The 13,587-nt window shown below is 46.4% G+C and carries 15 protein-coding genes and 1 riboswitch; all 15 genes read left to right on the top strand.

The genetic code is table 11. The features are described from left to right. The first annotated feature begins 31 nt into the window (after positions 1–31). Positions 32–113: riboswitch (ZMP/ZTP riboswitch) on the top strand. Between the two features lie 141 nt (positions 114–254). Continuing rightward, positions 255–848, top strand: coding sequence for a TIGR01440 family protein (locus MHB43_RS29505; RefSeq protein ID WP_074092525.1), 594 nt, complete (start codon positions 255–257; stop codon positions 846–848). A 41-nt stretch (positions 849–889) separates the two neighbouring features. After that, a complete protein-coding gene (glyA, locus tag MHB43_RS29500) occupies positions 890–2,137 on the top strand; it encodes a serine hydroxymethyltransferase (protein ID WP_164783303.1) in 1,248 nt (415 codons plus the stop codon). A gap of 428 nt (positions 2,138–2,565) precedes the next feature. After that, complete coding sequence (gene upp, locus MHB43_RS29495) at positions 2,566–3,195, top strand: uracil phosphoribosyltransferase (protein ID WP_017691929.1); 630 nt, start codon at positions 2,566–2,568, stop codon at positions 3,193–3,195. Positions 3,196–3,418: 223 nt separating this feature from the next. Then, a complete protein-coding gene (wecB, locus tag MHB43_RS29490) occupies positions 3,419–4,576 on the top strand; it encodes a non-hydrolyzing UDP-N-acetylglucosamine 2-epimerase (RefSeq protein WP_339179915.1) in 1,158 nt (385 codons plus the stop codon). Positions 4,577–4,761: 185 nt separating this feature from the next. Continuing rightward, entirely contained in the window at positions 4,762–5,016 is a 255-nt protein-coding gene (locus MHB43_RS29485) for an AtpZ/AtpI family protein (protein WP_024632723.1), read from the top strand. Beyond that, complete coding sequence (locus MHB43_RS29480) at positions 5,009–5,386, top strand: ATP synthase subunit I (protein ID WP_339179912.1); 378 nt, start codon at positions 5,009–5,011, stop codon at positions 5,384–5,386. Before MHB43_RS29485 ends, MHB43_RS29480 begins: the two co-directional genes overlap by 8 nt. 45 nt (positions 5,387–5,431) lie before the next feature. Next, on the top strand, positions 5,432–6,250 hold the full coding sequence (gene atpB / locus MHB43_RS29475; protein WP_339179909.1) for a F0F1 ATP synthase subunit A: 819 nt from the start codon (positions 5,432–5,434) through the stop codon (positions 6,248–6,250). Positions 6,251–6,328: 78 nt separating this feature from the next. After that, positions 6,329–6,553, top strand: a complete 225-nt coding sequence (gene atpE, locus MHB43_RS29470; RefSeq protein ID WP_017691934.1) for a F0F1 ATP synthase subunit C — start codon at positions 6,329–6,331, stop codon at positions 6,551–6,553. 113 nt (positions 6,554–6,666) lie between these two features. Beyond that, on the top strand, positions 6,667–7,155 hold the full coding sequence (gene atpF / locus MHB43_RS29465; protein WP_036612568.1) for a F0F1 ATP synthase subunit B: 489 nt from the start codon (positions 6,667–6,669) through the stop codon (positions 7,153–7,155). Beyond that, positions 7,152–7,700: a F0F1 ATP synthase subunit delta gene (locus MHB43_RS29460; protein ID WP_339179906.1), complete on the top strand. Its 549-nt coding sequence runs from the start codon at positions 7,152–7,154 to the stop codon at positions 7,698–7,700. Before atpF ends, MHB43_RS29460 begins: the two co-directional genes overlap by 4 nt. Before the next feature lie 16 nt (positions 7,701–7,716). Then, entirely contained in the window at positions 7,717–9,231 is a 1,515-nt protein-coding gene (gene atpA / locus MHB43_RS29455; RefSeq protein ID WP_047840700.1) for a F0F1 ATP synthase subunit alpha, read from the top strand. Positions 9,232–9,401: 170 nt separating this feature from the next. Further along, entirely contained in the window at positions 9,402–10,274 is an 873-nt protein-coding gene (atpG, locus tag MHB43_RS29450; RefSeq protein ID WP_036612560.1) for an ATP synthase F1 subunit gamma, read from the top strand. A 95-nt stretch (positions 10,275–10,369) separates the two neighbouring features. Beyond that, positions 10,370–11,773 carry a F0F1 ATP synthase subunit beta gene (gene atpD, locus MHB43_RS29445; RefSeq protein ID WP_047840699.1) on the top strand — a complete coding sequence of 468 codons (1,404 nt, stop codon included), beginning with the start codon at positions 10,370–10,372 and terminating at the stop codon, positions 11,771–11,773. Between the two features lie 65 nt (positions 11,774–11,838). Beyond that, a complete protein-coding gene (locus MHB43_RS29440) occupies positions 11,839–12,243 on the top strand; it encodes a F0F1 ATP synthase subunit epsilon (RefSeq protein WP_405130920.1) in 405 nt (134 codons plus the stop codon). Positions 12,244–12,849: 606 nt separating this feature from the next. Continuing rightward, positions 12,850–13,107 (top strand): DUF1146 family protein, encoded by a 258-nt coding sequence (locus MHB43_RS29435; protein ID WP_017691941.1) that lies wholly within the window; start codon positions 12,850–12,852, stop codon positions 13,105–13,107. The last annotated feature ends 480 nt before the right edge of the window (positions 13,108–13,587 follow it).

Below are 13,587 nucleotides of genomic sequence, written 5' to 3'. Positions count from 1 at the left end.
CGCGGGTTGTTTTATGATGAAGGGGAAAACAGGGATCCGGTGTAACTGGCGACGAAGTGGGCATAACCACGATGGAGCACCGGAACAAACGGCCGGTCGCCTGGGCAAAAGAGCAATTCTGCGTTACCCGCAGACTGCTCTTTTTTTCGTCTTTCATCTGATTATTCGCTATAATAGTACCTGAGATGCCGTGCAAGAATACGAAGGACAACCAAGAGACAGCGGGCATGATTTTATCGGGAGGCGATGATAGGATGACTATAGAGTTAGATTCGGAACAACCCGGATTGCAGGAACAGACCGCGTCTATTCTGCATGAACTGGCGCTTGCCGGACAGCTTGGACCTGGACAGATCGTTGTGATCGGTACAAGCACAAGTGAAGTCGCAGGCGCTCGGATTGGTACGAGTGGTGCCATTGAAGTGGCACAGCAGCTTCTTGCGGGTATACGCGAGGTGCAGGAGGAATTCGGTTTTGACACGGTATTCCAATGTTGTGAGCATCTGAACCGTGCGCTGGTAATGGAACGTTCTGTGCTTACTCGTCTTGGATTGACCGAGGTTGGTGCTATACCCGTGCCCAAGGCCGGAGGTTCAATGGCATCCGCAGCATATCGTTCGCTGACCGATCCATGCCTGGCTGAACATGTGCAGGCCCATGCGGGACTGGACATTGGGGAGACGATGATTGGAATGCATCTCCGGCATGTAGCCGTACCCTATCGTACAGCGCTTCGCTATGTTGGAGATGCTCGTGTAACCACAGCGTTGACCCGTCCGAAGTTGATTGGCGGCGAACGCGCGGTGTATCGTATGGAAGAACAACCAGATTCGACATTATGTGACTAACATATTCAACCTACTTCACTATACTTGGGAGGAATTTAATCATGGAACAATTGCGCAAGAATGACCCGGCAGTACTGGAAGCGATGAATCTTGAACTGAAACGTCAACAGAACAACATCGAACTTATTGCATCCGAGAACATCGTAAGTGAAGCAGTAATCGAAGCAATGGGATCTGTTCTGACCAACAAGTATGCTGAAGGATATCCAGGCAAACGTTACTATGGCGGTTGTGAGCATGTGGACATCGTTGAAGACATCGCGCGTGATCGTGCAAAAGAATTGTTCGGAGCAGAACACGTGAATGTTCAACCTCACTCCGGTGCACAAGCGAACATGGCAGTTTATCTTGCAGCGTTGAAACCTGGTGATACTGTACTCGGTATGAACCTTGCCCATGGTGGACACCTCACACACGGTAGCCCGGTTAACGCATCCGGTTTGCTGTATAACTTTGTAGCATACGGCGTACAGGAAGATACATTCCTGATTGATTATGATGAAGTACGCAAAGCGGCTTTCAAACACCGCCCTCGTCTGATCGTTGCAGGTGCAAGTGCATATCCACGTACCATTGATTTTGAAAAGCTGGCTTCCATCGCCAATGATGTAGGCGCTTTGTTCATGGTGGACATGGCTCACATCGCAGGACTGGTTGCTGCTGGTTTGCATCCAAACCCGGTTCCACATGCGCATTTCGTAACAACAACTACACACAAAACGCTGCGTGGACCTCGTGGTGGTATGATTCTGTGCCGCAAAGCATGGGCAGCAGCGATTGATAAAGCCGTATTCCCTGGTTCCCAAGGTGGACCTCTGATGCACGTGATTGCTTCCAAAGCGGTAGCATTCGGTGAAGCTTTGCAACCTTCGTTCAAAACATATGCTGAGAATGTTGTGAAAAACGCACAGGTTCTGGCTGAAACACTGATCGCTGAAGGATTGAACATCGTATCCGGTGGTACAGATAACCACTTGATGCTGATTGACACACGCAGTGTGAACATCACAGGTAAGGAAGCTGAGCATGTGCTTGATTCCATCGGTATTACCGTGAACAAAAATGCCATTCCATTCGACCCTACTAGCCCGTTTGTAACGAGTGGTATTCGAATTGGTACACCTGCTGCAACTTCCCGTGGCATGAACGAAGAAGCGATGGTAGCGATCGGTAAGATCATTGCCAAAACGCTGAAAAATCCAAAAGATACAGCGAAGCTGGATGAAGCTCGTGCAGAAGTGACTGCACTGACAGACCAATTCCCGCTCTATACAGATCTTAAATACTAAAAAACTTTGCTCATGCTGTTTGTATTTGAGATGTTCTTAAAATGGGATACAAAAAAACGAAGCAGACAGAATGAGACCGCAGAAGCGAAGCGTTCGCCTTTATCCCCGGATTTTCCCCTTGTTAAAAGGAGAATAAAAAAATCTGGGGATAACAGCGATCGAAGGATCATTCTGTAGGCGGAGTGCCATTGTATTCATCATTTTCATTTTCACAACGACATAACAGCAAGAGCAAAACAGGACCGGATGGATCATTTTCCGGTCCTGTTTTTTATAGGATTCGGTAATCTGTAATGATTGGGTGCCCTTTGATGGTGTAATTCGTTGTTGGTGATGATATAATATACAGGATTTATCGAGCCCATGAATGGTGGCTAGGTATATTTGGAAATGCTGAACATGAAGAACTTACCGGAGGGACAAATTAGATGGGAAAATTAGTAATATGTGATCACCCTTTGATTCAACACAAACTGACGTTTATACGCGACATGCGTACGAATACGAAAGATTTTCGTGAATTGGTGGATGAAGTAGCAACGTTGATGGCTTATGAGATTACAAGAGATGTTGAACTGGAAACGATTGATGTACAGACACCTGTAGCTGCAACACAAGGTAAAGTTATCTCTGGACGTATGCTCGGACTGGTGCCGATTCTGCGTGCAGGACTCGGAATGCTGGATGGCGTTGTGAAATTATTGCCAGCGGCAAAAGTTGGACATGTTGGTCTGTTCCGTGACCCGGAAACACTGCAACCGGTAGAATACTACACCAAACTGCCTACAGACGTAACAGAGCGTCAATTGATTGTAATTGATCCGATGCTGGCAACGGGTGGTTCGGCAATTGCAGCTATTGACGTGCTCAAAAAACGTGGCTGTACCCAAATCAAAATGATGAACCTGGTTGCAGCACCGGAAGGCGTAAAAGCTGTGCAGGATGCACATCCCGATGTGGACATCTATGTAGCAGCATTGGACGACCGTCTGGATGATCATGGTTATATCGTTCCAGGACTTGGAGATGCAGGAGACCGTCTATACGGCACTAAATAAGCATATCGCATGCTTTGTAAGAGGTTGTTCAAAAAGTCCAATTTTGATTACGAAGGATGCCCAAGGGCATCATCGGCATCGAATATGAAATTCAGCCGAAATGTCCGTTGCTCACGTAGTTTTCCCTACGCTCTGCTACTCCATTTCTACCTTCATTCCATATTCTTGGTACTGAAAACCGGACTTTTTGAACATGAACTTATAGAAAAGGGGCTTTGCTCGAATGTCCAACAAAATTAAAGTCATGACGATCTTCGGGGTGCGTCCGGAAGCCATCAAGATGGCTCCGCTTATTTTGGAATTGCAAAAACACCCTGAGTCTATTGAATCTATTGTTTGCGTAACTGCGCAGCATCGCCAGATGTTGGATCAGGTACTTGACGTTTTCGACATTCATCCCGATTATGATCTGGATGTGATGAAGGACCGTCAGACATTGAATGAAATTACAATTCGTGTGCTTGGTGGTCTGGAGCCCGTGTTAGCTGAAGCTAAACCGGATATTGTGCTGGTTCACGGGGATACATTAACTACCTTTGTAGCGAGCTACGCAGCATTCTTGCAACAGATTCAGGTAGGACATGTGGAAGCGGGACTGCGGACGTGGAACAAGCTGTCTCCATATCCGGAAGAGATGAACCGTCAGCTGACGGGAGTACTGGCTGATCTACACTTTGCGCCTACGGATTGGTCTTCTTCCAATCTTGTCAAAGAAAATAAATCGGAGTCTAGTACGTACGTCACAGGCAACACGGTAACAGATGTGTTTCAATATACTGTACGGGAGGACTACACACACCCGGTACTTGATTGGGCCCAAGGCAAACGCCTTGTGCTGATGACAGCTCATCGCCGCGAATCTCAAGGCGAGCCTCACCGCAACATTTTCCAGGCCGTCAAACGGATTGCCGACGAATTCGAAGATATTGCCATCGTGTACCCGGTGCATCCAAGTCCTGCTGTGAAGGAGCCGGCTCACGCGATTTTGGGGAATCATCCCCGTATTCAATTAATTGATCCACTAGACGTGGTGGATTTGCATAACTTTTACCCGCACACTCACTTGATTTTGACCGATTCAGGCGGTTTGCAGGAAGAAGCGCCTTCGTTTGGTGTGCCTGTGCTCGTATTGCGCGATACAACAGAACGCCCGGAAGGTATTGAAGCCGGAACGCTGGAATTGGTAGGTACCGAAGAGGAACTTGTGTATGAACGGACCAAAGCTCTGCTTACAGACAAAACCCTGTATGCAAGCATGAGTCAGGCTGCCAATCCATACGGTGATGGACATGCTTCGGAAAGAATTGTCAATGCGATTTTGCACCATTTTGGTGTAAATAGTGAGCGTCCGGAATCATTTCACAGAAAATTCAAAAAATAATACATTTTTTCTGACGGATTTATAAAGGGCAAGCATACAGTTAAACTGTACGGTTTACGCGGGTTTATGGGCTTTGAGGGTCTGTATTCCCGTCGTTTCCCCCTTTAAAACGCTAAAATCATTCAATTGACAAAGGCTCTCATCATTCAGTAAAATTAACTGGGATTGCAAGGGTGGCGTGGAAAATGGCCGATTCGAACAAACCAAATTCATCCCGTAACCATGACGATAATGTGTGGAAAGCGATGGGGCTCGTGACAGCTTTTGGGATCGAGATTGCCATTCTCGCTGTTGCCGGATATTACGCTGGCTCCTGGTTGGACAAGACCATCGGGGGTAACGGAATATGGATCGCCGTAAGCGTTCTCTTTTTTCTTGCGGCAGGCGGTGTAAGCATCTACTTTATCGCGAAAAAATTCATGGGGGAAAGTGATGAGTGAACTAACCAGATACCGCAGATCGATGACTGTTTTCATCATGTACTTTCTTATGATTTGTTTTCTCGCAGCGGCCTTTATGCCACGTGTGGAGACAATTGCTTTGGGACTGGCCCTGGGTACAGGAGTTAGCTGGATCAATGCATTTTACTTGGGCTACAAAGTAAGGAAAATGTCTGATGATGCGGCAGAAGGTAACTTGAAGCGTGTGAACCTGGGATTTTTGACAAGAGCGGCACTCGCTGTGCTCGGTATATTCATATCGATGCGCTTTCCGCAGTACTTCAATACATATGCGGTTGCAGGCGGTCTCGTCATTGCACAATATTCCTTACTGATTATAGGGATTGTCCATTCCCGCAGAGCAGAATGATGTTAAGGGCTGCAGCTTTCAAGTCGAGAAAGGGGTGAGAAAAATATGCATGAAGCTCCAATTATTATGCTTGGCGGATTTCGACTGGATCTATCGGTACTGTTGATGCTGGTGGTAACAGGTGCACTTGTTTTTATTTTTGCTGTACTGGCAACACGGAGATTATCCGTTGAAAATCCCGGCAAGCTGCAAAATTTTATGGAGTGGGCAGTAGAATTCGTCCGCAATCTGATTTCCAGTACAATGGATATGAAGAAAGGTAAACATTTTATCTCTCTCGCTCTTTCCATGATTATGTTCATTTTTGTAGGAAACATGCTCGGACTTCCATTCCAAGCGGTAACTGCAGTGGACAGCGCAGAACATGCGCAAGTATTCGGTAAGCCGATTGTTACAGCGGTGGAGGCGTTTGAAAAAGCGCATGCCAAGGACCCTGAAGCACACCCACACGTTGAACTGGCCTGGTGGAAATCACCAACAGCCGACTTGTCTGTAACGATGGGACTCGCTCTTGTAGCGTTCCTGGTATCTCATGGACTGGGATTGTTCCGCAACACAAAAGGATATCTCCAGCATTACCTGAAGCCATTCGCTTTGTTCTTGCCAATCAACTTGATTGAGACGGCATCCAAGCTGTTGACACACGGTATGCGTCTATTCGCGAATATCTTCGCAGGTGAGGTACTGATCGCAACGATCCTGAAACTGACCACATTTAAAGTGTTTGGTGCTATTGCAGCGATTCCGCTACTTATGGTGTGGCAAGGCTTTAGTATCTTTATCGGCGCGATCCAGGCATTTGTGTTTGTTATCTTGATGATGGTGTACATTTCACAGAGCATCGAGACGCACGACGAGCATTAAGTTTCAAGCCCTACGAAGATTTCTTCACCAGGCTGAACAATAAAAAATTCGATTTATCATTTTAAGGAGGATATACAAATGGGAGCAATGGCATTAATCGCAGCAGCAATTGTTGCAGGACTGGGCGCGTTTGGCGCAGGTATTGGTAACGGTATGGTAATCAGCAAAACGGTGGAAGGTATTGCCCGTCAACCAGAAGCAAAATCCACTCTTCAAACAACAATGTTTATCGGTGTAGGTTTGATCGAGGTATTGCCGATCATCGGTGTGGTACTCGCGTTCATGTTCTACGGTATGGCTTAATTAAATTTTAAAGGTTTGGCGGGGAAGGCCATAGCCATCCGCGCCTTCTTTTTAGGTAATGTCCGTTCTAACGGATGACGTTTCAAGGATACCTCCAGGAAGGAGTGAACAGATTGAGTTTCATATGGGAAAATACGCTTCTTGCGATTGTTGCATTTGCAATTTTATATTGGCTGCTTAGCCGTTATGCCTTCGGGCCTTTGTTCTCCATTATGGAAAAACGTCGTGAACTCGTGATGACGCAGATGAATGAGGCTGCACAGACTCGGGAACAGGCCATTGCCTATGTGGAGGAACAAAAACAAGCTCTTGAACAAGCACGTCAAGATGCTTACGACATCATTGAACAGTCCAAACAAACAGGTGGCAAACAAGCTGAATCGATTTTGGCTGATGCAAAAGCTGAAGCTAATCGTCTGAAAGACGATGCAGTACGCGAAATCGAGAGCGAGAAGAACAAAGCAGTCGCAGCACTTCGCAGCGAACTGGGTACAGCTTCCGTTCAGATTGCATCTAAGTTGATCAAAAAAGAAGTTGAGAACGGTCCTGCACAAGAAGAGCTTGTGAACCAATACCTCAATGAGGTAGGAGGCCGACAATGAGCCGCGATACGATAGTTGCCAAGCGTTATGCGAAAGCATTGTTCGAAGTTGCTCTTCAGCAAAAGCAGGTGCTTGAGGTTGAACAGGAACTGGTTGCAGTAGTCAGTGCATTGACCGGAGATGCAGATATCGAGAAATTTATCGTATCCCCTAATATTTCTGATGAAGCCAAGCAGAACGTAATTCACTCAAGTCTTGATGGCAAGGTATCCGATTCAGTCCTTCGTACAGTCTTGTTGTTGATTGAGCGCGGACGCGTTGAATTGCTGGGAGACTTGTTGAATGATTATCGGAAGATCCAAGGTGAGTCGCTGGGCATCGCTGATGCACGTGTCTATTCGACTTATGCGTTGAATGATGAAGAAAAAGAAGCGGTAGCCCGTGAATTCGGTGGCCGTGTGAATAAAAAGATTCGTATCGAGAACATTGTTGATCCGACTCTGCTGGGCGGATTGAAAGTCGCCATTGGCGATACGATCTATGACGGCAGCTTGGCTGGCAAGCTCGAACGTCTTGAGCAGTCTTTTAACAGACGAGTACAGTAGATTGGGGTGAGGACACTTGAGTATCAAACCAGAAGAAATCAGTACATTAATTAAGAGCCAAATCGAACAATACAAGACCGATATCGATGTAGTCGAAGTCGGAACGGTAATCGAGGTTGGTGATGGTATCGCTCGTGTTTACGGACTTGAGAACGTCATGTCCAACGAGTTGGTTGAATTCCCAAGCGGTGTTATGGGACTCGCCATGAACGTCGAAGAAAGCAATGTCGGTGTCGTTATCCTGGGACCTTACTACGATATTCGTGAAGGTGACCAAGTTAAACGTACTGGTCAAATCATGCAAGTGCCTGTAGGCGAAGCATTGATTGGACGCGTTGTGAACCCGCTCGGTATTCCTGTAGATGGCAAAGGGCCAATCGCTACAACGGAATTCCGTCCGGTTGAAGGTAAAGCACCAGGCGTAATGGATCGTAAATCGGTTCATGAGCCGATGCAAACAGGGATCAAAGCCATTGATGCAATGGTTCCAATCGGTCGCGGACAACGTGAGTTGATCATCGGTGACCGTCAAACAGGTAAAACATCCATCGCAATTGATGCGATCCTGAACCAAAAGGGCAGTGGCATGAAGTGTATCTACGTGGCTATTGGTCAGAAACAGTCTACGGTTGCTCAAGTTGTGGAAACTCTTCGTCGTAAAGGCGCAATGGAGTACACAATTGTTGTAACAGCAGCAGCTTCCGATCCATCACCACTCTTGTACATCGCACCGTATTCCGGTTGTTCGATGGGTGAGTACTTCATGTACAAAGGCGAGCACGTTCTGGTTATCTATGATGACTTGACCAAACAAGCCTCTGCATATCGTGAGCTTTCCTTGTTGCTTCGTCGTCCACCGGGCCGTGAGGCTTATCCGGGTGACGTCTTCTACCTGCACTCCCGTTTGCTGGAGCGCGCTGCGAAGCTGAATGATGAACTTGGTGGTGGTTCTTTAACCGCACTGCCGTTTATTGAAACACAAGCTTCCGACGTATCTGCATACATCCCAACGAACGTAATCTCCATCACGGACGGACAAATCTTCTTGGAAGCTGACTTGTTCAATGCTGGACAACGCCCGGCGATCAACGTAGGTATTTCCGTATCCCGTGTCGGTGGTTCTGCTCAGATCAAAGCGATGAAAAAGGTTGCAGGTTCCCTGCGTCTCGACCTCGCTCAATATCGTGAGCTTCAAGCGTTCTCCCAGTTCGGTTCCGATCTGGATAAAGCGACTCAGGCCCGCCTGAATCGTGGTGCGCGTATGATGGAAATCCTGAAGCAAGGTGTTAACCAGCCTCTGCCTGTAGAACAACAGGTTGTCAGCTTGTACACTGCGGTTAAAGGATTCCTGGATGAGATTCCAACAGGTGATGTTACTCGTTTCGAGCGTGAGTTCCTCGCGTTCATGGAGAGCAGCCATCCGGAGATTCTTGCATCCATCCGTGATACTAAAGAATTGACTGCAGACAACGAAAATGCACTGAAAGGTGCAATTGAGAAGTTCAGAAAGAGCTTTGCTGTCTCTGTCTAAATAAATGATTGCAGGTGCGGAGTTGTCTAACCGATTCCGCATGTCTGCATGTAATACTTTGACTCTGTCAAAAAAGATGATGCTTACGATGTAGTTTTGACTTTGTCAAAACTAGTGGTGATGCTTACGAAGTAACTTTGACTCCGTCAAAGTTTTGAGGTGGTGAAATCATGGCAAAAGGCATGCGCGAAATTAAGCGGCAAATTAAAAGCGTACAAAGCACCAAGCAGATCACCAAAGCAATGGAGATGGTAGCTGCTGCAAAACTGCGTAAAGCGCAGGAAAAAGCGGAAGCAGCCCGTCCTTATTCGGAGAAACTGAAAGAAGTTGTAGCTAGTATTGCATCAAGCACGCAAGGTATACAGCATCCGATGCTGGAGAGCCGTCCGGTCAAAAAGACAGCTTACCTGATCATTACATCGGACCGTGGTCTTGCAGGTGGATACAATGCGAACGTTTTGCGTCAGGTTAATCAGACGCTCAAAGAGCGCCACAACTCCCAGGATGACTACGAATTGTTCGTCATTGGACGTAAAGGACGCGATTACTTCAGACGTCGTGAAATTGCGATGGCATCCACAACAACGGATCTGTCGGATTCGCCTTCATTTGCAGACATCAAATCCATCGCACACGAAGCTGTTCATGGGTTTGAACTGGCTGAATTTGATGAATTGTACATTTGTTATAACCGCTTTGTGAATGCGTTGACCCAGATTCCTACGGTAGAAAAACTTCTTCCGATGGAAACACCTGAGGTAACTGCTGCGGAAGGACCAACGGCAAGCTACGAATACGAGCCGTCTGCTGAAGCTGTACTTGAGGTCTTGCTTCCGCGTTACGCGGAAACGCTGATCTATGGTGCACTTCTGAACGGTAAGGCAAGTGAGCTCGGCGCGAAAATGACGGCAATGGGTAATGCAACCAAAAATGCATCCAAACTCATTAACGACTTGTCATTGACATACAACCGTGCCCGTCAAGCGGCGATTACGCAGGAGATTACGGAAATTGTGGCAGGTGCCAACGCAGCACAAGGCTAACCGTTTTTTTATTAATGAAGGCTTGCAGAGCAAAGATAAACGAACGGTACATTATTTTTGCAAAAGTAGCAGGCTTGTAGGAGGGGAACGTTAAGATGAACAAAGGACGCGTTGTGAGCATCATGGGTCCGGTTGTTGACGTCGAGTTTGATCGCGGCGGTCTGCCGGAAATCCTCAATGCCATTACGATCACTACAGTAAGTGAGAGCGGCGTTAGTGTAAACCTTACACTCGAAGCTTCGAAACATCTGGGTGACAACCGAGTACGTTGTATTGCGATGTCCTCCACGGATGGACTTGTTCGTGGTATGGAAGCTTTAGATACAGGAGCACCAATCTCTGTACCTGTCGGAGAAGCAACACTGGGTCGTGTATTTAACGTACTCGGCGAAGCAATTGATACTGGCGGTGCCGTAGCTGCTGAGCACAAGAACCCGATTCACCGTTCAGCACCTGCATTTGATGAACTGACTACCCAAGCAGAGATGCTGGAGACAGGAATCAAAGTTATCGACTTGCTTGCTCCTTACGCTAAAGGTGGTAAAATCGGTCTCTTCGGTGGTGCCGGTGTAGGTAAGACGGTAACCATTCAGGAATTGATCAACAACATCGCACAAGAACACGGCGGTATCTCCGTATTTGCGGGTGTTGGTGAGCGTACACGTGAAGGTAATGACTTGTATCACGAGATGAGTGATTCCGGCGTTATCAACAAAACAGCAATGGTCTTCGGACAAATGAACGAGCCTCCAGGCGCACGTCTTCGTGTAGCCCTCACAGGTCTGACGATGGCGGAATACTTCCGTGATGAAGAAGGCCGTGACGTGTTGCTCTTTATCGATAATATCTTCCGTTTCACCCAAGCGGGTTCAGAAGTATCTGCCTTGCTTGGACGTATGCCTTCCGCGGTAGGTTACCAACCTACACTGGCAACAGAAATGGGTCAACTGCAAGAACGTATCACATCAACGAAAAAAGGTTCTGTAACATCCATCCAGGCCATCTACGTGCCTGCGGATGACTACACTGACCCGGCTCCTGCAACGACGTTTGCCCACTTGGATGCAACGACGAACCTGGAGCGTAAAATTTCCGAGATGGGTATCTACCCTGCGGTAGATCCACTGGCTTCCAGCTCCCGGATCTTGTCCCCTGAAGTTGTAGGCGAAGAACACTACAGCGTCGCTCAAGGCGTTAAACGTATCTTGGCACGTTACAATGAATTGCAAGATATCATTGCAATCCTGGGTATGGACGAGTTGAGTGAAGAAGACAGAGCGCTTGTATACCGTGCTCGTAAAATCCAACGTTTCTTGTCCCAGCCTTTCCACGTTGCTGAAGCATTTAACGGTATTCCGGGTAAATACGTTCCAGTTAAAGAAACGGTGCGCAGCTTTAAAGAGATTCTCGAAGGTAAGTATGATGATCTTCCGGAAGCAGCTTTCCTCTTTGTTGGTACAATTGAAGAGGCAGTGGAGAAAGCCAAAACACTGGTTTAGTCTGAATCCAGGATTGTCCTTCTTATGAAGCGGGCTATCCTTCGGATATTTCAGGAGGGATGGAATTGAGCACCTTTTTGTTGGAAATTGTAACACCCGAGCGTTTGGTCTATTCAGAACAGGTGAATAGCATTACGGCTCGTGGTATTGAAGGGGAACTTGGCATTATGCCAGGTCATATTCCTATGGTTACACCTTTGCAGATTGCACCAATCTATATCCATAACGGAAAAGAAAATAAACGAGTTGCTATCGGTGGCGGGTTTATCGAAGTTCGTAGCGATAAGGTTGTTGTACTCGCAGAGAGTGCTGAATTCCCGGAAAGCATTGATGTGGATCGTGCGCGTGCGGCGAAAGAGCGGGCTGAACGTCGGCTTGCAAGCCAAAGCAATCAGGACCACTTTGATCACCGTCGTGCAGAGATTGCGCTGCAAAAAGCGGTTAACCGGATTAATGTATTCGGCAAATAAACGATTCTTGGAAGCCTGGCGGCTTAGTCTGCCGGGCTTTTTTGAGTTTGTTTGATAGAATTGTTCTATCGAATATATCAAAATGGCTGACCACAAATCCATCCTATTCCTTCAGTAAACAGAAGTATTTTAAGCAAAATATTCACCGATTATGAGGATTTGAATAGGATGTAGGACTAAAGTAGTGGGCGCATTTACCACTAAGAGAACCATTTTTTTCATGAATGAATTTAAATTATTTCCGAGGAAATGACAGAATCGATATCGAAATAGCGCTCTTTTATGTCGTTTTAGTCACAAAATCCCGGCATTTTAAAATTAAAATATTTTAGAAGTGGAAATCAATGTAATTGACAATGTATGATGAAAGAGCCTATATTCCATAGAGTCAGCAGAAGCAGGAAGCTGCGTAGTAGATTCCGTAGTCATGCACAGCCGCATTGTTGCTGCTCGGTGATTGGGCATCAGGAGATTCCTGCCTGGCAGGAGTAAATCTGACAGTACGCTCAGTATGTTGTGCTCAAGACATTCCAGTATACTAACAAGTTATGGGTGCCGGGCATATGATATGCTGATCGCTGCAACAAATGTGGAGGTAAAGAATATATGGATACTGATCTGACGAATCAGGTGAACCAGGCGTTAAGCACCAATGGCTTGGTCTCAATCATCGTCTCCCTGTTATGTATTGCGTTGTCTTGGTGGGCTTTGACAAATCTCAAACTGGATTTAATCATCAGGCAGCCACGAGGTGCTCAGGGAAGACTGTTGCATTTGTTGCTCGCCATCATTTTGGGGCATGCCGTTGCTGGCTTTGTCATTGACTACTTGTCCTGGACTCAAATGTTGCGTAATTTGTTTTAATGTTGAGATGGTTGGTTAATCATCTGTTAGGTTCTTCAAGCTGCTCATTGTCGAATAACATCGATTAATTGTGTTAACAATTAGAGTATGAGTTGTCGGTAAAGAAATTAAGAAAAAAATGTGACGTAAAATTGGTTGAATTTGAGATGTTTTATGTAAAAATGCTTGTATCGTACAATTCAACAATGTTATGATGGAAGTTAGGGAATTCACAATTGTTCACTTATTTTGTAGTTATAAACGGGATATCCGGTTCATGCCGGCTAATAACCATCCCACTCTGTCTGTTCTGATGCTCTGCTGGCTTGTAAGACACTTATTTTACATGCTGAATAGTAAGATGCACGGCACATGGTATCATTGATATGGATTATAAAAACCAATTCTTTTCTGAACAGACATCTGTGGCAATATGCCAGAATATGTCGAAATTCCACACACAGCAACAGTCCTTTCTAGCATAGTGGGGCTTACGTATTC

It is taken from the genome of Paenibacillus sp. FSL H8-0317, assembly GCF_045040685.1.
GTDB lineage: Bacteria > Bacillota > Bacilli > Paenibacillales > Paenibacillaceae > Paenibacillus.
This window is presented reverse-complemented; position numbering and strand designations above follow the sequence as displayed.

Coding starts and splice junctions, on each gene's coding strand:
- upp (WP_017691929.1), top strand. CDS start 2,566: ATGGGAAAATTAGTAATATGTGATCACCCTTTGATTCAACACAAACTG.
- MHB43_RS29485 (WP_024632723.1), top strand. CDS start 4,762: ATGGCCGATTCGAACAAACCAAATTCATCCCGTAACCATGACGATAAT.
- atpG (WP_036612560.1), top strand. CDS start 9,402: ATGGCAAAAGGCATGCGCGAAATTAAGCGGCAAATTAAAAGCGTACAA.
- atpE (WP_017691934.1), top strand. CDS start 6,329: ATGGGAGCAATGGCATTAATCGCAGCAGCAATTGTTGCAGGACTGGGC.
- glyA (WP_164783303.1), top strand. CDS start 890: ATGGAACAATTGCGCAAGAATGACCCGGCAGTACTGGAAGCGATGAAT.
- wecB (WP_339179915.1), top strand. CDS start 3,419: ATGTCCAACAAAATTAAAGTCATGACGATCTTCGGGGTGCGTCCGGAA.
- atpB (WP_339179909.1), top strand. CDS start 5,432: ATGCATGAAGCTCCAATTATTATGCTTGGCGGATTTCGACTGGATCTA.
- MHB43_RS29480 (WP_339179912.1), top strand. CDS start 5,009: ATGAGTGAACTAACCAGATACCGCAGATCGATGACTGTTTTCATCATG.
- MHB43_RS29460 (WP_339179906.1), top strand. CDS start 7,152: ATGAGCCGCGATACGATAGTTGCCAAGCGTTATGCGAAAGCATTGTTC.
- MHB43_RS29435 (WP_017691941.1), top strand. CDS start 12,850: ATGGATACTGATCTGACGAATCAGGTGAACCAGGCGTTAAGCACCAAT.
- atpD (WP_047840699.1), top strand. CDS start 10,370: ATGAACAAAGGACGCGTTGTGAGCATCATGGGTCCGGTTGTTGACGTC.
- MHB43_RS29505 (WP_074092525.1), top strand. CDS start 255: ATGACTATAGAGTTAGATTCGGAACAACCCGGATTGCAGGAACAGACC.